General features: G+C 62.1%; 14 protein-coding genes and 1 pseudogene. 5 read left to right on the top strand and 10 right to left on the bottom strand.

The window, feature by feature from the left end; all coding sequences use genetic code 11:
- Positions 1–13 precede the first annotated feature (13 nt).
- Together V5B59_RS14075 and V5B59_RS14070 are read left to right on the top strand one after the other, a co-directional pair.
- Positions 14–439: a hypothetical protein gene (locus V5B59_RS14075; protein WP_169071005.1), complete on the top strand. Its 426-nt coding sequence runs from the start codon at positions 14–16 to the stop codon at positions 437–439.
- 10 nt (positions 440–449) lie between these two features.
- A complete protein-coding gene (locus tag V5B59_RS14070) occupies positions 450–1,202 on the top strand; it encodes a HesA/MoeB/ThiF family protein (RefSeq protein WP_034909497.1) in 753 nt (250 codons plus the stop codon).
- Here V5B59_RS14070 and ribD read toward each other — a convergent pair.
- The 8 genes from ribD to V5B59_RS14030 form a co-directional block, all read right to left on the bottom strand.
- On the bottom strand, positions 1,195–2,301 hold the full coding sequence (gene ribD / locus V5B59_RS14065) for a bifunctional diaminohydroxyphosphoribosylaminopyrimidine deaminase/5-amino-6-(5-phosphoribosylamino)uracil reductase RibD (protein ID WP_034909499.1): 1,107 nt from the start codon (positions 2,299–2,301) through the stop codon (positions 1,195–1,197). The genes V5B59_RS14070 and ribD overlap by 8 nt on opposite strands.
- Positions 2,301–2,783: a transcriptional regulator NrdR gene (nrdR, locus tag V5B59_RS14060; protein ID WP_169071006.1), complete on the bottom strand. Its 483-nt coding sequence runs from the start codon at positions 2,781–2,783 to the stop codon at positions 2,301–2,303. Before nrdR ends, ribD begins: the two co-directional genes overlap by 1 nt.
- Positions 2,780–4,039, bottom strand: coding sequence for a serine hydroxymethyltransferase (gene glyA / locus V5B59_RS14055; protein ID WP_169071007.1), 1,260 nt, complete (start codon positions 4,037–4,039; stop codon positions 2,780–2,782). Before glyA ends, nrdR begins: the two co-directional genes overlap by 4 nt.
- Positions 4,040–4,194: 155 nt before the next feature.
- Complete coding sequence (locus V5B59_RS14050; protein ID WP_034909505.1) at positions 4,195–5,217, bottom strand: transglutaminase family protein; 1,023 nt, start codon at positions 5,215–5,217, stop codon at positions 4,195–4,197.
- Positions 5,218–5,222: 5 nt separating this feature from the next.
- On the bottom strand, positions 5,223–7,784 hold the full coding sequence (locus tag V5B59_RS14045) for a circularly permuted type 2 ATP-grasp protein (RefSeq protein ID WP_169071008.1): 2,562 nt from the start codon (positions 7,782–7,784) through the stop codon (positions 5,223–5,225).
- Positions 7,785–7,824: 40 nt separating this feature from the next.
- The gene (locus tag V5B59_RS14040) at positions 7,825–11,202 is read right to left on the bottom strand and encodes a DUF2126 domain-containing protein (protein WP_169071009.1); all 3,378 of its coding nucleotides are present in this window, start codon (positions 11,200–11,202) and stop codon (positions 7,825–7,827) included.
- 115 nt (positions 11,203–11,317) lie between these two features.
- Positions 11,318–13,918 (bottom strand): [protein-PII] uridylyltransferase, encoded by a 2,601-nt coding sequence (locus V5B59_RS14035; protein ID WP_169071010.1) that lies wholly within the window; start codon positions 13,916–13,918, stop codon positions 11,318–11,320.
- Complete coding sequence (locus tag V5B59_RS14030; RefSeq protein ID WP_169071011.1) at positions 13,915–14,232, bottom strand: hypothetical protein; 318 nt, start codon at positions 14,230–14,232, stop codon at positions 13,915–13,917. The genes V5B59_RS14035 and V5B59_RS14030 overlap by 4 nt, the downstream gene beginning before the upstream one ends.
- A 426-nt stretch (positions 14,233–14,658) precedes the next feature.
- On the opposite strand from V5B59_RS14030, the gene gltA reads away from it, so the two are divergent.
- The 3 genes and pseudogenes from gltA (at position 14,659) to V5B59_RS14015 (ending at position 18,584) form a co-directional block, all read left to right on the top strand.
- Positions 14,659–15,948, top strand: coding sequence for a citrate synthase (gene gltA, locus V5B59_RS14025; protein ID WP_169071012.1), 1,290 nt, complete (start codon positions 14,659–14,661; stop codon positions 15,946–15,948).
- Between the two features lie 260 nt (positions 15,949–16,208).
- Positions 16,209–17,629 (top strand): annotated as a pseudogene (locus tag V5B59_RS14020) (circularly permuted type 2 ATP-grasp protein).
- A 19-nt stretch (positions 17,630–17,648) separates the two neighbouring features.
- Entirely contained in the window at positions 17,649–18,584 is a 936-nt protein-coding gene (locus V5B59_RS14015; RefSeq protein WP_034917738.1) for an alpha-E domain-containing protein, read from the top strand.
- A 120-nt stretch (positions 18,585–18,704) separates the two neighbouring features.
- Here the strand turns inward: V5B59_RS14015 and V5B59_RS14010 are convergent, their stop codons facing one another.
- Both V5B59_RS14010 and V5B59_RS14005 read right to left on the bottom strand, forming a co-directional pair.
- The gene (locus tag V5B59_RS14010; protein ID WP_332351391.1) at positions 18,705–19,628 is read right to left on the bottom strand and encodes a hypothetical protein; all 924 of its coding nucleotides are present in this window, start codon (positions 19,626–19,628) and stop codon (positions 18,705–18,707) included.
- Positions 19,625–20,047, bottom strand: a complete 423-nt coding sequence (locus tag V5B59_RS14005) for a hypothetical protein (protein ID WP_034931510.1) — start codon at positions 20,045–20,047, stop codon at positions 19,625–19,627. The genes V5B59_RS14010 and V5B59_RS14005 overlap by 4 nt, the downstream gene beginning before the upstream one ends.
- Positions 20,048–20,278: the final 231 nt, after the last annotated feature.

Raw genomic sequence — 20,278 nt, 5'->3', positions numbered from 1 at the left:
CGGAGTGAAGAAAGTGAAACGACCCGAGGTGACAGCGCACAAGGCGGTTCCGATCCGCAAACAGAGGAACATCCTGTTTGCCAAGTTCCCGCCGGGCCAGGTACCTGAAGCCTGCGATTTCCTCGGCAGGCTTGAGGATCTGCAACTTGAACGGCGTGCGCAGCCGCGTGCTCTCGGCGTCGCCTACGATCTCCGCCGCCACTGCCTGCAGGAACTCGAAGGCACGCTCGAAGACCAGGGCTACCACCTCGACAACACGCTGATGAGCAAGATGATGCGGGCACTGATCTACTATGTCGAGGAAACGCAACTGCACAATCTCGAAGCCCCTGAACGGCCGCTCAAACGCTCGCAGTCGGAAGCCTACACGCACGCCTGGGAGCGCCATCTGCACGGCGACCACGACGACACCCCGCCGGAGTGGCGCGAATACAAGTAAGGCCCGGCCGATGAACGACGGACAGTTGCTGCGCTACAGCCGACACATCCTGCTGGAAGAAATCGGTGTCGAAGGGCAGCAACGGATACTCGAAGCGAAGGTGCTGATCGTCGGCGCCGGCGGCCTGGGCTCGCCGGCCGCACTCTATCTCGCGGCTGCCGGCGTTGGACGAATCACCCTCGCCGACGGGGATACGGTGGACCTCACCAACCTGCAGCGCCAGATTCTCCACACGCAGGAGCGCATCGGCCAGCCGAAAGCCCTGTCCGGGCAGGCCGCACTACGTGGAGTCAATCCCGAGGTGGTGGTCGAAGCGATCACCACCCGCCTGGCTGGCGCAGCACTGCAGGCCTTGATCGCCGATGCGGACGTGGTTCTCGATTGCTGCGACAACTTTGCCACCCGACACGCGGTTAACCGGGCCTGCGTCAGGCACCGTACGGCACTGGTTTCCGGCGCAGCGATCCGCTTTGCCGGACAGCTCGCGGTATTCGATAGCAGTCGCGATCACACTCCCTGTTACCACTGTCTGTTTCCCGAAGCCGATGCGGTCGAAGAGGAACGCTGCGCGGTGATGGGGGTATTCGCACCGCTCACCGGCATCATCGGCACGATGCAGGCAGCCGAAGCCCTCAAGCTGATCACCGGATGCGGCGAGGTGGTGCTTGGCCGTCTCTGGTTACTCGATGGGCTGTCGATGGAATGGCGCAGCATCAAGTTCGGACGGGACCCGGAGTGTCCGGTATGCGCCGGGCTCAACTGAAGCGGGCGAGCAGACGCAGGTCGGGACCCAGCGAACGGACGTCGCGAATCGCCAGCATGTGCCGGGCAGCCAGCGATTCCAGCGCCGGCAGGTCGAACATGCCGCGCGCCGCATCACCGATCAGACAGGGAGCGAGATAGAGCAGCAGTTCATCGACCAGAGCTGCGCGCAGCAGCGAACCACTGAGTCCGAAACCGGCCTCGGCATGCACTTCGTTGATGCCACGCCGGGCGAGTTCGTTGAGCAGGGCCGGCAGATCCACCTGTCCAGCGGGCCCGGGCAGAAGCACGACTTCGGCGCCGCGCTGCCGCAGAGCAGCGATCCTGGCGCGGGCATCGACAGCGGCGGCGACCAGCACCGTGCCATCGTCGAGCACTCTGGCGTCGAGCGGCAGTTCGAGGCGGCTGTCTACGACCACCTTCAAGGGCTGACGCAATTCTCCGGACAGGTCTTCCACAGCACGCACATTGAGTTGCGGATTATCGTGGCGAACCGTGCCGATGCCGGTCAGGATCGCACAGGCACGCGCTCGCCAGCGATGGCCATCCTGCCGTGCCGCCGGGCCGGTCAGCCACTGGCTGGCACCATTCTGCAGCGCCGTCTTGCCATCGAGGCTAGCCGCCAGCTTCAGCCGCAGCCATGGCCGGGAACGAGTCATGCGTGCGACGAAGCCGATATTGATTTCGTGCGCCTCGGCAGCCAGCAAGCCACACTCGGCCAGCAGTCCGGCCGCGCGCAGGCTGGCCAGCCCCTGCCCGGCGACCAGTGGATTGGGATCCTGCATCGCGGCGACCACCCTTGTCACCCCGGCGGCCAGCAGCGCTGCGGCGCAGGGAGGCGTTCGGCCATGGTGACTGCAGGGTTCGAGGGTGACATACACGGTAGCCCCACGCGCTTTCTCGCCAGCGGCCTGCAAGGCGTGAACTTCGGCATGCTCCGCCCCGGCACGCACATGCCAGCCTTCACCGACGACCTGTCCGGCGTTGACGATGACACAGCCGACGCGCGGATTGGGCGTCGTGGTGTACAGGCCGCGCTCGGCAAGGCGAAGCGCAAGCGCCATGAATTGGTGATCCGCCGCGCTGAACGCCGGCGCCATCAACGGCCGAGTGGCTGCGTAGGATGCGGCACTTCTGGGGAAACTTCGCGAATGACCTTGGAGAACTCGTCTACGTCCTCGAAATTCCGATACACCGAAGCGAAGCGGACGTAAGCCACCTTGTCGAGTTTCTTCAACTCGCGCATGACCATTTCACCCAGCTTCTCCGAAGCCAGTTCGCGCTCGCCCAGCGCCAGCAGTTTTTCCTCGATACGGGCAATCGCCGCCTCGACGGCCTCGACGCTGACCGGTCGCTTGCGCAGCGCCAGCCAGAGACTGGCGGCAAGTTTTTCGCGGTCGAAATCGACCCGCGAGCCGTTCTTCTTGATGACTTGCGGGAGGCGCAAGCCAGCCCGCTCATAAGTCGTGAAGCGCTTGTCGCAGGTCAGACAGCGTCGCCGCCGCCGCACGATGTCGCCGTCGTCGTTGATGCGGGTGTCGGCGACGGCGGTTTCGTCAGCGCCGCAGAACGGGCATTTCATCTCGCCGAGCCGCCATAGACCGGGAATTTCCGGCACAGCTTCGAGACATCGGCGCGCACTCGCGCCAGCACATCGGCGTCGGTGGGCGCATCGAGCACATCGGCGATCAGGTGGGCAACCTGCTCGGATTCGATCTCGGTGAAACCGCGCGTGGTCATCGCCGGCGAACCGAGGCGGATACCCGAAGTCACGAAGGGCTTCTGCGGATCGTTCGGGATGGCATTCTTGTTGACCGTCATGTGTGCGGCGCCGAGCAGCGCCTCGGCATCCTTGCCGGTAATGTTCTTGGCGCGCAGATCGACCAGGAAGACGTGCGATTCGGTGCGACCCGAGACGATGCGCAGTCCCCGTTCATCTGCCAACACCCTTGACAGTACGCGGGCGTTGGCGACCACCTGCTCCTGGTAATCACGGAAAGCAGGCGTCAGGGCCTCCTTGAAGGCCACCGCCTTGGCCGCGATCACATGCATCAGGGGGCCGCCCTGCAGACCGGGGAAAATCGCCGAATTGATCGCTTTTTCGTGCTCGGCCTTCATCAGGATGACGCCGCCGCGCGGGCCGCGCAGCGTCTTGTGCGTCGTCGAGGTAACGACATCAGCATAGGGTACCGGGTTGGGATAGCAACCGGCAGCGATCAGGCCTGCGTAGTGCGCCATGTCGACCATGAAAATCGCGCCGATTTCCTTGGCAACCTTGGCAAAACGCTCGAAGTCGATATGCAGCGAGTATGCCGACGCACCGGCGATCAGGATGCGCGGCTTGTGCTCGCGCGCCAGCGCTTCCATCTGCGCGTAGTCGATCGCTTCGTTCCGGTCGAGACCATAGGCCACGACCCTGAACCACTTGCCGGACATATTGAGCGGCATGCCGTGTGTGAGATGGCCACCTTCGGCAAGACTCATTCCCATGATGGTGTCGCCCGGTTTGGCAAAAGCCATCAGCACTGCCTGATTGGCCTGCGACCCGGAATTGGGCTGAACGTTGGCGGCTTCGGCAGCAAACAGTTTCTTGAGGCGGTCGATAGCCAGTTGCTCGGCGACGTCGACATGTTCACAGCCGCCGTAATAGCGCTTGCCGGGATAACCTTCGGCATACTTGTTGGTCAGTTGCGAACCCTGCGCGGCCATCACCGCGCGGCTCACATAGTTCTCGGAGGCGATCAGCTCGATATGCTCTTCCTGACGCCGATTTTCGTTCTCGATGACCTTCCAGATCTCGGGATCCACTTTCGCCAGGGTGTCTTTATCGGAAAACATGATGCGCCTCTCAAGCCTTGAAAAGGCCCGAATTGTAGCACGCGTGGCGGTTCCCGGATTTGGCAGCCGGGAAGCCCTCAATAAGCAGCAGGTTTTTGCCAGGCTGCTGGTTTACCAGCGGGAGCGGCATTACCGTTCAACCAGAGCATGCCTGCCTACGGCTGGCTCGCATTGACGGCAGCCGCCTCAGCGCAGGTTTCGCTGACCGGGGTGACGGTGACGGCAACGTCGAGTTCGTGCGCGTCACCACCGAGAATGACGCCGCGCAGCGGGGAGACGTCGGAAAAATCGCGCCCCCAGGCGAGCGTGATGTGCTGCGTGTCGGGCAACAGGTTGTTGGTCGGATCGAAGTCCACCCAGCGCCCGCCTTCGAGTCCCGGGCAATACACCGAAACCCAGGCGTGCGAAGCGTCGGCGCCGACCATGCGCGGCTTCCCTGGTGGCGGATGGGTGAGCAGGTAGCCGCTGACGTAACGCGCGGCGAGGCCCTGCGAACGCAGGCAGGACAGCATCAGGTGCGCGAAGTCCTGACAAACGCCACGCTTTTCGGCCAGCACCTCGAGAACCGGGGTAGCGACGGTCGTTGCCTCGGGGTCGAACTCGAACTCGTTGTAGATGCGGCTCATCAGCGCCTGCACCGCTTCCAGTACCGGCCGGCCAGGGGTGAAGCAGGGTCTGGCATAAGCGGCAAACTCGCGCTTGACGCGCACATAGGGCGATTCGAACTGGAAACAGCTGGCGTCGAGCAGGACGGGACGAGAACCGTAGGCAAGTGCGTCTCGCACCGTTTCCCACGCCGGCGAAGCGCGCAGGTAGCGGGGTGATGATGCTGGTTGCGGCGGCCTGGCTTCGCCAGCATTCGTGGTCGCGCCGCCCATCAGGACAGTGAGTGCGTCAACCGGCAAGTGCGGCAATACCTCGATGGTGCTCTCGGCGCGGACGCTGAGGCTGTCGTGCGGAAATTCGATCGTCAGCTCCCGCACCGGATTGCCGAAGCAATCATGGCGCTCACGCGCAGTGGTTACTTCCGGAGCCACGCTGATCTGATGCGCCAGACAGCGCTGCCAGGCACATTCGCGCGGCGTCAGATGCAGGAGCTGGCGCGACAGCGACACCGGGCTGTCGTAGCTGTAGATCGTCTCGTGAACAATGTGATAGCGGGCGGCGCTCGGGTTCACGGCGATCACGAGGTGAGGGTGGGCCGACTGACGTCGCTGACATGACTGAAATAGCGCATCGCCAGGCGGTCCGAAAGCGTTGCCGCGGCGAGTGAAACCTCGCCGAGGATCGCTGCCAGCGCGAGGCAGGGATCGCAGGCACGACACTCGCTGAAGCTCTGCCCCTCGAAACGCCCGAGGTCGAAGCCTTGCAGGCGCGCCAGCTCTTGGCGCAGGGCCTGGTCACGCGGACCGCCGAGCAGGCGCGTCAGGTTGTCGAGGTAACGGACGAGGATTTGCAATTGGAAGGCCACCGAATGCGGGTTGCCTTCGTCGAAGACGATCAGGTCGAGCGTCGGCAGGACCTGTGGCTGGGTCATGTAGCGCGAACGGTAGGTGATGATGCTGTCGGTCAGTTCGAGCAGCCATTCCAGGCTGCCGGCAGCACGTGTCGAGTCCAGGAGCAGGAACTGCGCGACGGTGTTGGCGAGGAAAACGAGTCTTTCGATCCGCCTGCCGATGATCAGAAAACGCCAGCCGTCGTCACGGGTCATGTTGTCCATCGCAAAACCGGCCAGCGAGGAGGAAACGAGCAGAACCTGGTCGAGGAAGGCGAGCACCTCGCTGAGCTCGGGTTGGCCGACTTCGGCCACGGTCTTGGCGTAGCGTTGCAACTGTTGTTGCAGACGATTGATCGCATGCCAGTTGTCGAGCGAGAAACGCTCGCGTACCTGCGTGGCGACCCACAGCAGGCGGCGAATGTCGCCCGCGAGGCCCTCGCCCGATTCCTTGCCACAAACTGCGGCAAGCAGTTGCGCTTCGAGTGACAGCTCGGGCGCTGGCGGGCCGATCTTTGTAGGACTGCCCGTCTCGGCTTCGCTGACGGCCGGCAACAACTGCAGGGCACGGCAGAGGTCGAAAGCCGAGGTCAGTGCCGGCAGAATGTCGGCGCCGGTATCCACCAGACGTGACAGCGCGACGCGCAGGAGGCGCGAGGTCTTGTCGGTTCGTTCGGCGTAACGGCCGAACCAGTACAGGTTCTCGACCACTCGCGACGACAGGTTGCGACCGCCGCGCACCAGGTCGGCTTTGCCGACCGAGTGCTTGAGCAGGCTGAAGGTATTGACCGCCTGGTCGGTCAATACCCAGGTGTCCTTGCTCGAGCCGCCGCGCTGCATCGAGATGACCCGCGCATTGGAAGCCGCAGAGACGCGCGTCAGGCCACCCGGCATCACCACGTAGCCGCTCGGGGTGGCGGCGACAAAGACGCGCAGGCCCACACCGCGCGGCAGCAGATGACGGTCATGGCGGGTACTCCAGGTCGGCGCCTCGGAAAAATTGACCAGTTCCTGGGCGACATAGGCCTGTGGCCGCGTCTTCAGGCGGGCGATCATTTCTTCGCGCGGGCTGCCGATCAGTTCGTTACCAAAGACCGGATCGAAACGCTGTGAGGGATACGAGCCCTTGATCACCAGTTTGTCGAGGTGCTCGATGGTGAACTCGAGCGCCGCCTGCTCGCCGCACCACCAGGTGGCTACGGAAGGCATTGCCAGCGGCTCACCGAGCAGCTTTTCGCAGGCGCCGGGCAGAAATCCCGGCAGTGCCGCGGATTCGAGCAGGCCGCTGCCAAGGGCATTGGCGACCAGCACCTTGCCGGCACGCACGGCCTGCAAGAGTCCCGGCACGCCGAGTGCCGAATTGCCGCGCAGTTCGAGTGGATCGCAGTAGTCATCGTCAAGCCGGCGCAGAATCGCATGCACGCGGCGCAGGCCACTGAGCGTGCGCATGTAGACGCAGTCACCGCGCACCGTCAGATCATGTCCCTCGACCAGCGGGAAACCGAGATAGCGCGCCAGATAGGCGTGTTCAAAGTAGGTTTCGTTGTAGGGCCCCGGGGTCAGGAGAACGATCAGCGGCGCCTCGCTGGCCGGCGCTGCCCAGTAGGCGAGACTGTCCTGGAGTTGGCGGAAGAAGGAAGCGAGATGCTGGACATGCAGGTCGCGGAACTGTTCGGGAAAGACGCGGCCAATGATGGTCCGGTTTTCGAGCGCGTAACCCGCACCCGAAGGCGCCTGCGTGCGGTCGGCGATTACCCACCAGCGGCCGTCAGGCGAACGTGCGAGGTCAACGGCGCAAAGATGCAGGTAGATATCACCAGCCGGTCTGACCCCCTGGCATGGCCAGAGAAAATTGTTGTGGCCAAAGACCAGTGCCGGCGGCAGGCTGCCGTTCTTCAGCAACTCCTGCGGACCATACAGATCCTTGAGCACGGCGTTGAGCAGGCGCGCGCGCTGCGTCACGGCGCTGGTCAGTTCCTGCCACTCGCCGGTTGACAGGATCAACGGCAAAGGATCGAGCTCCCATGGCCGATCGGCGCCCTTCAGGTCGGCATAGACATTATAGGTGACGCCATTTTCGAGAATGCGCCGGCGTACGTAATCGACCCGGTGGCGCATCTGCTCGGGTGTTGCCGCATCGAGGTGGGCAAGGAACGGTTGCCACGCCGGGCGAACACTACCGTCCTCGGCGAGCATTTCGTCGAAACGGTCGGTTTTCTTCTGGTAACTGGAAAGCAGGGATTGCGGCATGAAAAAAGCGCAGGAGTGCTTGCTCCTGCGCCGAGTAGTTTCAGGATCGCCGCAAGTCTAACGTAAACGGGAAGCCGGTATTGATTGGTGCGGGCTGTATATCGATTTCACCAGGCGTGTGGCCAAATGGCGTGAAGCGCGCCAGACGGCGACCTTCCGCCTCGTTGGCGTTGACCGGGTAGCGGTCGGGGTTGCGTCCACCGGGGTGTTCGACGTGATACTGGCAACCCCCGAGCGAGCGCTTCATCCAGGTATCGACGAGGTCGAAAACCAGTGGCGCGTGCACACCAATCGTCGGATGCAGCGCCGATGGCGGATGCCAGGCCCGGTAACGCACGCCGGCCACAAACTCACCCGGCTTGCCGGTCGAGCGCATCGGCAAGGCGCGGCCGTTGCAGCCGATCACATAACGATCACTGGCCATGCCGGTCACCTTGAGCTGCACCCGTTCCAGCGAGGAGTCGACGTAGCGCACGGTGGCACCGACTGCCCCCTGCTCGCCCATCACATGCCAGGGTTCGAGGGCATGCCGCAGTTCCAGCTCGATGCCCAGCGCCGTGATGCGGCCGTGCAACGGAAAACGGAACTCGAAATGCGGCGCAAACCACGCGCTTTCAAGTGCATAACCGGCGCCGCGCAATTCACTGAGCACGTCTTCGAAATCCTGTTGCACGAAGTGCGGCAGCATGAAGCGGTCGTGCAGTTCGGTTCCCCAGCGCACCAGGCGCTCCGGCGCGTAGGGGGTACGCCAGAAGCGGGCGATCAGCGCCCGCAGCAGTAGCTGCTGGGCCAGCGACATGCGCGCGTGCGGTGGCATTTCGAAAGCGCGCATTTCCAGCAGACCGAGGCGACCGGTGGGGCCATCGGGAGAGTACAGCTTGTCGATGCAGAACTCCGCGCGGTGCGTATTGCCCGTCGAGTCGATCAACAGATTGCGCAGCACGCGGTCGATGATCCAGGGGGCGATGCACTCCGCCCCTTCGGCAGTCGGTTGCGGGAACTGGCTGAAGGCGATCTCCAGTTCATAGACCGAATCGTTGCGCGCCTCGTCGACTCGCGGCGACTGACTGGTCGGGCCGATGAACAGGCCCGAGAAAAGATAGGACAGCGATGGGTGGTTATGCCAGTAACTGATCAGGCTGCGCAACAGGTCCGGGCGGCGCAGGAAAGGCGAGTCGAGGACGCTGGCACCACCGAAGACGAAGTGGTTGCCACCGCCGGTGCCGGTGTGGCGACCGTCGAGCATGAACTTTTCCGTACAGAGACGCGACAGATGCGCAGCTTCATAGAGATGTGTCGTCCTTTCGACGAGTTCATCCCAGTTTGCTGACGGCTGAATGTTGACTTCGATCACCCCGGGATCGGGCGTCACCCGGAAGTTGGTCAGGCGCGGATCCGACGGCGGCTCGTACCCTTCGACGATGACCGGTGTGGCCAGTGCCGCGGCCGTGGCCTCGACCGCGGTCACCAGTTCGAGGTAGTCATCGAGCGTCTCGGTCGGCGGCATGAAGATATACAACACGCCATTGCGTGCCTGCGTCGACAAGGAGGTGCGCGTGACCAATGCCGGCGACAGGCTTCCTGGCTCGCCAGCATCCCCGGCAGCATGCGCCAGCGACTCGGCGGCACGGTCGAGCGCCTGCTCGGAAAAGTGTTCGCTGGTGACCGCGGCGGCTTCGGCGCTCAGGCTCTCACTGTGGCTGACCGCATAGCGTGCCTGCATATCTGCATGGTCGGGTAGCGGTGAAAAGCGTTGCGTAGGATCGGGAGAATGAATGTACGGATAGTCGGATTTGGCCACCCAGGGTTGCGAGTCCAGCGGCAGGCGGTAGCCGATTGGCGAATCGCCCGGCACCAGATAGCAACGACCCGCGCGCAGGAACCATGGCCCGCTTTGCCAGCCACCCTGCGGCCGGCGCTTGAGCGGCAGGACATAGCCGACCACCTTGTCGAGCCCCTGACGAAAAACCTTCGCCAGACGGTCGCGTTCAATCGGGTCGTCGAGGCGGGCATTGAAGGGATCGACGTTGACCGGCAGGCGATGTTCGCGCCAGAGGTAATAGTACACATCTTCGAAGGCCGGGAATACATGCTTCGGGTCGAGCGTTAGCAACTCGGCGAGTTTGATCAGGAAGCGCCCGGCAAGAACTTCGTCGGCACCGTAGTCGCGGGTTTCGTCGGCATACAGCGCCGGATTGTTCCACACCGGCTGGCCATCACGCCGCCAGAAGCAGTTCAGCGACCAGCGCGGCAACTGTTCGCCAGGATACCATTTGCCTTGCCCGAAATGCTGCAAACCCTGCGGCGCGTACCGCGCACGCAGGCGCTGAAAGATTTCCGCGGCGCGCAGGCGTTTGGTCGGCCCGAGCGCGTCGATGTTCCATTCGGCGCCGTCGTGGTCGTCAATCGAGACGAAAGTCGGTTCGCCGCCCATCGTCAGGCGCACGTCGGCACTGACCAGATCCGCGTCGATCTGATGGCCGAGCGCTTCGATCGCCGACCATTGTGCTTCGTCATAGGGCTTGGTGACCCTGGGCGCTTCCCAGACGCGCTCGATTTTCATGTGGTGCTCGAACTCGCATTCACAGGCCTCGGTGAAGCCCGTGATCGGTGCCGCCGAAGACGGTTGCGGCGAACACGCCAGCGGAATGTGCCCTTCCCCGGCGAACAGGCCCGAGGTCGGATCGAGGCCGATCCAGCCGGCGCCCGGCAGGTACACCTCGCACCAGGCGTGCAGGTCGGTGAAGTCATGGTCGGTTCCCGATGGACCATCCAGCGATTTGACGTCGGGCACCAGCTGAATCAGGTAACCCGAAACGAAGCGCGCCGCCAGGCCGAGATGGCGCAGCACCTGCACCAGTAACCAGGCGGAGTCACGGCAAGAGCCACGCGCCAGTTCGAGGGTTTCCTCGGGCGTCTGCACGCCGGGCTCGAGACGGATGACGTAACCCACTGCTCGCTGCACCTGCCGGTTCAGGTCGACCAGAAAATCGACGCTGGCGCGCGGCTCGGAGGGAACCGTCTCCAGGAAACTACGCAGCAGCGGCGTCAGCGGCAAACGGTGCAGATAGGGTTCGAGTTCTTCCTGTTGCCACGCTTCGTATTTGAAAGGAAAGGTCGTCGCATAGGGTTCAGGAAAGAAATCGAACGGATTGATCACCGACATGTTGACCACCAGATCGACTTCAACGCAAAACTCGCGCGTCTTCTCCGGGAATACCAGGCGCGCCAGGTAATTCGCCTGCGGATCCTGCTGCCAGTTGATGAAATGCTGTGCTGGACTGACCTTCAGCGAGTAGCTGAGGACCGGGGTGCGCGAATGCGGTGCCGGGCGCAGCCGAACGACCTGCGGAGACAGATCGATCAGGCGGTCGTAGCGATAGTGTGTAAGATGATTCAGGGCAACATGTATGGACACGGTCAGCTCCGGGACAAAAGATCAGAATTTACAAGCAAGAATCGCACCATTTATTGGCATCCTCCAGGCGCGCTACGGCGCAAGCTTGCGCGCAGTCGCGATGCCTCTGGCCAACTCAGCCCTGCAGGTGCTGCAGCAAGTCGGTTTCCAATTTAACACGGCCGGCGCTTTCCTCGAGATGTCCGCCGCTGATCAGGAAAGTATCCTCGACCCGCTCGCCAAGTGTGGCGATCTTGGCGGTGTGCAGATTGGCCCGATGTCTGGCCAGTTCGCTGGCAATGACGAACAGCAGGCCGGGACGATCGGCGGCAACGACGGTGAGCACGAACAATTTGCCGGTTTCGTCGGCTTCGAGGCTGACCAGCGGCTGGATACTCACCAGCGTTTGAATCGGGAAATGTTTCACCTGCCGCGAGATGCGTCCGTTGGCGGGGACGTCCAGTGGCGCCTGGTGAGCCAGCCGATCTCCGAGTTCGTGCTCGATATAACTGATCATCGCGCGGTCACTGTCGCGATCGGAAACGTCGAGCAGTATGAAAGTGTCGAGCGCGTAGCCATGCTGCGTGGTGTGGATCTTGGCGTCGACGATGCTGTAACCGGCGCGACTGAAGAAGCCAACCATACGCACGAAGAGGTCTGCCTGATCGTGCGTGTAGACCATCACTTCCAGCCCCTCGCCAAACGGATTCAGGCGGGCCACGACCACCGGTCGGTCGGCCTCGATACGTTCGTGCAGCGCGCGCGCGTGCCAGGCGATTTCCTCGGCCGATTGACGCAGAAAATACACCGTATCGAGTTGTTTCCACAGGCGCTCATGCGCAGCCTCGGGAAGCGCGAGATAGCGCATCAGACGCAATGCCTCCTGCTGACGCTGCGCGATGACGCCCTGCGTCATCAGCGTTTCGTCACCCGAGAGCAGGAAGCGCCGGGTGGCCTGGAACAGTTGCTCGAGTAATTGTCCCTTCCAGGCATTCCAGACCTTCGGACTGGTTCCGCGGATGTCGGCGACGGTCAACAGGTAGAGTGCGATCAAGTGCCGTTCGTCACCGACGATGCTGGCGAATTGGGCAACTACGCCAGGGTCGGAGATGTCCTGCTTCTGCGCGATCCTGGACATCAGCAGGTGCTGGCGAACCAGCCAGACAATGAGTTCGGTATCTTCTGCAGCCAGGCCGTGCTGTTCGCAGAATTCCCGCGCATCGACCGCGCCGAGTTCCGAGTGATCGCCGCCGCGCCCCTTGGCGATGTCGTGAAACAGAGCCGCAATGTAGAGGATCCAGGGATTGCCGAGGTCGCTGATCAGACGGCTGCAGAAAGGATACTCGTGCGCGAACTCCTCCATCGAGAAGCGGCGCAAGCGGCGCACGACCTGCAGGATATGCTGATCGACGGTGTAGACGTGGAACAGGTCATGCTGCATCTGCCCGACGATGCGTCCGAAACTGGGCAGATAGCGACCGAGGATGCCCAGTTGGTTCATGCGCCGGAACTCCTGGACCAGATGGCGTTCCTGCTTGAAGATCTGCAGAAAAAGTGCACGGTTGTCCAGGTTGCTGCGGAAATCATCGTCGATCAGTTTGCGTGCTCGCCACAGGGCGCGCTGCGTGCGCGCGCTCATTCCCTTCAACTCGGCATGTTTCTGGAGCAGCAGAAAGGCTTCGAGGATGGCACCGGGGGTTTGCTTGAACACGTCCTCGTGCACCACGTCGAGAAACTCGTGCGCATTCTGGAAGCGTTCGTTGATCCTTTGCGGCGGCTCTTCCGGCGGGGGGAACAAAGCTGCGCCGATATTCTGCAGGACGATCGCATTGATCTGGGTCACCGTTTTGGCGGTCCGGTAGTATTTCTGCATCAGGCGCTCGCTGGAGCGAAGGTTGGCTGTGGCGGCGAACCCGAGCTGTTCGGCCAGGGCGGTCTGGTACTCGAAGAGCAGGCGATCTTCTCGGCGTCCGGCGTGCAGGTGCAAGTGAATGCGCAGGCGGCACAGAAAGGCCTCGCAGGCGCTGAGAAGCTCTTCCTCTTCTTCGGTGATGAAGCCGCGTTGTTCGAGGTCCTTCCAGCACTTGCCAAAGCCTGCTGCCTGTGCAATCCACAGGATGAGTTGCAGATCGCGCAACCCGCCTGGCCCTTCCTTGCAGTTCGCCTCGAGACTGTAAGGAGTGTCGCTGAAGCGCTGATGCCGGTCCTCCTGCTGGATGCGCTTGCTCTGGAAGAAGGCCTGTGCGTCCAGACTGCCCCGGATGAGTGATGACAAGCCCTGAAACAGGCTGCCACTGCCAACCAACAGGCGAGCTTCGATCATCGCCGTCTGCACCGTGATGTCGCCGGCAGCTTCCTCCAGACACTGCTCGATGGTGCGCACGCTGTGGCCGGTTTCCAGCCCGACATCCCAGAATACGCAGATCAGTTGTTCGATCCGAGTGGTCAGCACGTCGTCCGCTTGCTCCGGCAGCAGGATCAGCAGATCGACATCGGAGGCCGGGTAAAGTTCGCCGCGTCCGTAGCCGCCCACCGCAATCAACGCCAGCGAAGCCGGCAATGCAAGATCGCTCCAGAGTTCGCACAGCACTTCGTCGACCAGCTGGCAGCGTTCGTGCAGCAGGCGAGTGGCGTCGCCCCCGGCAAGGAATCGCTCGCGGATCAGCCGCTGCCCATCCCGCAGGCGGGTTTTCAGGCGCGAGATCAAGGCGCTGCGCGCCACCGTCTCTACTTTCATCGCGGCCGGCCCGATTGCAGAGGCCGGCAAGCACGCAGCAGTGGCAGCAGCCAGCGCCGCGTCAATATGGACCAGCGCTGCAGCCCACCCTGCATGAGCAGCCAGGGCCAGACAAGCAGGGGATACGCCTGCCAGCGTTCCTGTTCGAGCAGCGCCAGCAGGATCTGCTGCGCCATACCCCAGTAGGATGAACTGTCGCGTTCCCCGGTCAGCAGCGCTGCCTCACGACAGGCGACCCGCCACAGTTCCTCGGCGCGGCTGTCGCTCACGCCGGCCCTGCCAGCCAGCCAGGGGAGAATCATTGGTGTCTTCATCTTTATCCGCCTTGTCAACGATGCCGGCAGGTGTCAGTCAAGAGACTGACACAGCACGGCGAAGTACTTCCCGAGAGATCAGATGACGAGCTTCGGGCACACCTGGTAGCTCAAGCAAAATTCGTGCGCACCAGCATTCTGGCTGGTATGCCTCTTGCTAGCCTCAGAGTAGCCGAGGCGTGATCGATTGAGGCTGCGCGCCGGCAGCAACGCATTCTGGGTGCCTGACAGGCGTAAACGATCAACGGGAGTTGCAGCGCAAGCAGCGGCGAGCACAGCGCCGGTGCGAAATTGACGAACGTGGCCCCAAGGCGGTGCGCCTTGCGCGGCAAGGCGAATCGGGACCGTGGGGGGCTGCCCAGGCCGTTCCGCCGGCCACATTGCACGGCAATTGATGCCATCGAAGAACTGATGAGGAGGAATACCATGATCACCGGACGTAATGCCACGCTGAGCATTCACGGCGAGGCGCCTGTGCCTGTTGCAGTCCTGACGCCGACCCACGGTAACGATTGTCTCGACATTCGTACGCTGGGTGGCAGGAGCGGTCGCTTCGCCTACGATTCGGGTTTCGAGTCGACCGCCAGTTGCAAGTCGAAAATCACCTTCATCGATGGCGAGAAGGGCGAACTCCTCCATTACGGATACCCGATCGAACAACTTGCCGAACAATGCGACTTTCTCGAAGTGGCTTATCTGCTGAAAAATGGCGAGCTGCCGAATGCCGCGCAGAAACAATGCTTCGAGTCCGCGATCCGCAAGCAGGCTTCGGTACATGAACAGATGGTCAAGTTCTATCAGGGCTTTCGTCGGGATGCCCGTCCGATGGCGGTGATGGTTGGAGTGGTCGGCGCCTTCTCGGCTTTCCATCATGACGCTGCCGACTTCTCCGACGCCGAGCGGCGCAAGCTCAGCTTCCTTCGCATTGTGGCCCGCATGCCGACGATTGTCGCCATGGCCTACAAGTACTCGATCGGCGAGCCATTCATGAGCCCGCGCCCCGATCTCAGCTACACCGCCAATTTCCTGTACATGATGTTCGGCACCCCGCGCGAAACGTACCGGCCGAATCCGCTCCTGGTGCGCGCGCTCGACAGGCTGTTCATCATGCATGCCGAGAATGGGCAGGATGCTGCAACCTCGACGGTACGAATGGCCGGTTCCTCTGGCGCAAACCCGTTTGCCTGCGTTGCCGCGGCGATTGCCTGCCTGTCAGGCCCTGCACATGCAGGTGCCAGCGAGGCGTGCCTGGCGATGCTCGAAGCGATCGGCGATGTCGCACGGCTTGCTGAGTTCGTCGCCCGCGCCCGCAATGATCACGACAGTCTCCGGCGGATCGGCTTTGGCCACCCTGTCTACACCAACTTCGACCCAAGGACCAGGCTACTGCGCGAAGTGTGCGATGCATTGGTACAGGAACTGGGGCTGGAGAATCAGCCTCTGTTCCAGGTGGCGAAAGCCCTGGAGAAAACTGCGCTCGAAGATCCGTATTTTGTCGAGAACAAACTCTACCCAAACGTGGACTTCTACTCGGCCATCGTACAGAAGGCCCTCGGTATACCGGCTTCGATGTTCGCCTGCATCTTCGCACTGGCCCGCACCGCGGGATGGATGGCGCAGTGGGAAGAAATGCTGGGCGATCCCGAATACAAGATCGCGCGTCCGCGTCAGCTCTACACTGGTGTAAACAGACGTAACCTGCCATCGCCAGCCTGAGCGACGCTGACGAGACTACAATGATCGATTCAGGCCTACGACGCGACATGGCTGTCGTCCTGATCCGGAAAGATCGAAGAATGCTGCCACGATCCGAATCGCATCGGCGATGCACCAAGCAAGTGCCTTCTCTGGTAGCGTCGCACCATTTGTTGGCATAGACACAGTCGTCGAGCTTGCGGGTGCTTGCTGTTGTGTGCTTTCAATTTGTTGGCACGATTTCTGCTTACACTTTAGGGACCTAACTGGTGGTGAGTATCATGAGCGCAGATTTCTACAACGAGATGTACGATTCGACAGGCACGCTGCGGCCCCATTACCGGGTATTTGCAGAGTGGCTGGCAGCGATGCCGGTCGAGCGCCTGGAGCGCAAGCGAGTCGAGGCCGATACCGCATTTCATCGCGTCGGCATCACTTTTGCCGTCTACGGCGAGGAATCCGGGACCGAACGTCTGATTCCCTTCGACATCATCCCGCGCATCATCCCGGCGGCTGAATGGCAGTCGCTGCAGACTGGACTATGGCAGCGGGTACAAGCACTAAATGCTTTCCTGCACGACATCTATCATGAGCAGGCGATCCTCAAGACCAACCGCATTCCGCCTGAGCAGGTACTGAACAACGCACAGTTTCGCCCCGAGATGATCGGCATCGACGTGCCGTCGGGCATTTACGCCCACATCGCCGGAGTCGATATCGTGCGTGCCGGGGCCGGCGAGTCCTATGTCCTCGAAGACAACCTGCGCGTGCCATCGGGCGTCTCGTACATGATCGAAGACCGCAAGATGATGATGCGGCTCTTTCCCGAGCTTTTTTCACGCAGCAGATGATTGCCCCGGTCCAGCATTACCCGGACATGCTGCTGGAAAACCTGCGCTCGGTGGCGCCCAAAGGAGTGACCGATCCGACCGTCGTGTTGCTGACACCGGGAGCCTACAACAGCGCCTACTTCGAACATACCTTCCTGGCGCAGCAGATGGGCGTCGAACTCGTCGAAGGAAGAGACCTCTTCGTCAAAAACGAAACCGTGTTCATGCGTACCACGCAGGGCCCGCAGCGGGTCGATGTCATCTACCGACGTCTCGATGATGACTTCCTGGATCCGCTGGTCTTCAACAAGGATTCGATGCTCGGCGTTCCGGGACTGCTTGCCGCCTACCGTGCCGGCCATGTCACGCTGGCCAATGCCATCGGCACGGGTGTCGCCGATGACAAGTCGATCTACCCTTACGTACCGGAGATGATCCGCTTCTACCTCGGCGAGGAACCGAAGCTCAACAATGTCCCGACCTGGATGCTGCGCAAGCCGGATGACCTGAAATACGTGCTGGCGCATCTGCCGGAACTGGTGGTCAAGGAAGTGCATGGCGCCGGCGGCTACGGCATGCTGGTCGGGCCGGCGTCGAGCAAATCCGAGATCGAAGAGTTCCGCGCCCGCATCGTTGCCTGTCCGGAGAAGTACATTGCGCAGCCCACGCTGGCCTTGTCCAACTGCCCGACTTTCGTCGAGGCTGGAATCGCTCCGCGTCACCTCGACCTGCGTCCCTTTGTTCTCTCGGGCAAGCGCGGTATCGGAATGGTGCCGGGCGGCCTGACCCGGGTGGCCTTGCGCGAAGGCTCGCTGGTGGTGAACTCCTCACAGGGTGGCGGAACCAAGGACACCTGGGTGCTCGAAAACTAGAAATGCTGGGAGATCCGAAATGTTGAGCCGTACAGCTGATCATCTTTACTGGATGGCGCGTTATACCGAGCGTGCCGAGAACCTCGCGCGTCTGCTCGATGTCTCCTACCAGATGTCACTGGTACCCCAATCCGTTGCTTCGCGGAACGAAAACTGGCGCGCCATACTCGCCCTGAACAGCCTGGAGACGGCTTTTGCGGAGACCTACCGCGAAGTCAACGTCGAGAACGTCCTGCGTTTCATGGTTTCGGACCCGGCCAATCCTTCGTCGATCTTCAGTTGCCTGCGCGCCGCGCGCGAAAACGCGCACGCCGTTCGTGGCACCATGACTGCCGAGATGTGGGAGAGCGTCAACGCGACCTGGATCGAACTTCGGCAGCAGAACTTCGAACATATTCTCGCGCGCGGCGTCAGTGAGTTCTTCGACTGGGTCAAGCTGCGTTCGGCAGTGACGCGCGGCGTGACTTTCGGGACCATGCTCAAGGACGATGCACTGCACTTCATCCGCCTCGGCGGATTGCTTGAGCGGGGGGACAACACCGCGCGAATTCTCGACATGCAATATCATATCCTGCGCCAGAATGACGACGAGGGGGCCAGCGATTTCTATCGCTGGGGTGCGCTGCTACGCTCGCTGTCAGCGTTCCAGGTCTACCGCAAGGTTTACCGTGACGCCATCACGCCGGGGCGGGTGGCCGATTTGCTGATCCTTCGCGAGGATCTGCCGAGATCGCTGCATGCCTGCGCCGACGGCATCGTTCGCATGCTGCAACTGATTGCCAACAACGCTTCGGCCGAGACCGCGCGCAAGGCCGGGGTGCTGCATGCCCGCCTGCATTTCGCGCGCATCGAAGATGTACTGGCCAGTGGACTGCACGAGTATCTGACCGATTTCATGGATCGCATCTTCGAACTTGGCGACGGCATCAGCCGCGACTTCCTGATACCGGGCTGAGTTCCCCCGGTTCGGTACGAACACCTTCCTGCCACAGGCACAGGGATCGGAGAGGCAAGGCGGGCGCTCACTCCCGTAATGATGGGTGCGAACGAAAGTGTTGGACGGGGAGTCTCGGTTTTAAGCCGCTCTGCGTAGAGGCTCCGCCCAGCGCTTTTCCCAATAGGTTTCCCACAGCTGGTTATGTCGCATGACACGCAGGTTGATCATGGCTTGAGCCATGTCCGCACGCCACCAAGCCCCTGGGCGCTTGAGGCGGGCCTGCACGAGGTAGCGATGAGAACTCTCGACCTCGCCAGAGCCGACGGGCAGATTCAGCGCAAGTGCGCGGGGGTAGTCCAACTGGTCGAGTCGGTTGGAGAAATAGCGCCAGGCGACGCGCACCGGAGCCTGCGGGTCATCGACCGATGCAGGTTCGAGGTGCAGTTTCATCTCTGCAACCACCTCGCGGGCCTGTCCCAGCAGGAATCGCGCCTTCTGGGAGGCCACCCAATCCTGGGCAGAATCCGGCGCGCAGACCTTGCTGGCTGGGGTCAGATATTCGCAGACGTGGAACAAGTCGACCAGGAAGGTCCCCTGAGTACCGAACAGTTCCTCGATTTGGCTGCTTATCCAAGCCGCCCCGTCGCCAACACAGTGAACCTGGGTCTTGGGGCCAAATCCCAGCGCATCGACCAGCCGCTTCAGGATGGCCCCCGCTTCCCGGGGACCCTCCATCGTCACGCCGGCCTTGGGAACGGCCTCGCCCTGCCGCTGTGCGATACAGACCTTCGCTTCTCGCCAGTGCGTGCGCTTCCCCTTGCGGGCGTCCGCAGCGCCCTCCACGGTCTCGACAAGGGGCACCATTCCGCCGTCCGTCTCCACAATCAGCCTCTTCGCGGTGTTCGATGGGCCCGCCACCGGCAGGCAATCTGCCTCCGTTAATTCACAGGCCACCCGTTCGGTGAGCGTCCGGGGCGCACTGACCGCCAAGTCAACACCGTAGTGCTCCTTGATTTTTGCCGCAACCTGTCCAAAGGGAAGGTCGGCGCCCAAGTCCGTCACGGCGCGCTCCAGTGGCAGAGAATGGCTCCGGCAACGGACACCGGCAGCTTCTGAAAAAGGACGAAGCAGCCGGTTTGTTTCTTTGTGGAGAAAGCATTCCTCCTCCACCATGACCGAGCCGTATGTCGTATACCAGAGAACTTTTTTTTCGCGTGTACCACGACCGGCTCAGCGGCCCGCACCTCGGCTGTCACCGCCTCAGCAACCTGCTCGGCCCATCCCGTCAGAATCTCCTGGCCCGTCCCGCGGAGAATTTCTATCACGCGGCGCTCGGCTTCATCGGCCCGACGCAGATCCCCTTCGGCGTTCTCCACCAACTCCAGCATCTCTAGCACTTTCGCCAGTATCTTTGGATTAGCCTCCAAACGGGCCACCAAGTCTCTGGAATCGCAAGGTTCGATGTGGGAAATCTTAGGCATGGCTTCTCTCCGTGGATGGGTTCCCTACTCTATCGCAACTCTCCGCTAATTTCCTTACGTTTGCTCACGTCGCTGACAATTATCAGAGCGGGACTCGCCCAACACTTTCGTTCGCACCCCGTAATGATTGTCATCATGACAACTCCCCAACGGGTCAGTAAAATGGAATAGCGCGACCCGGACTGGATGTCGCGCCTCACCAGAAGAGCAGGCGGAGAAGGCGCTGCTTGT

Origin of the sequence: Candidatus Accumulibacter contiguus (genome assembly GCF_036625285.1) — a bacterium.
Classification (GTDB): Bacteria; Pseudomonadota; Gammaproteobacteria; order Burkholderiales; family Rhodocyclaceae; genus Accumulibacter; species Accumulibacter contiguus.
Note: the sequence above shows the minus strand (reverse complement) of the source record. Positions and strands in the feature narration are given on the sequence as shown.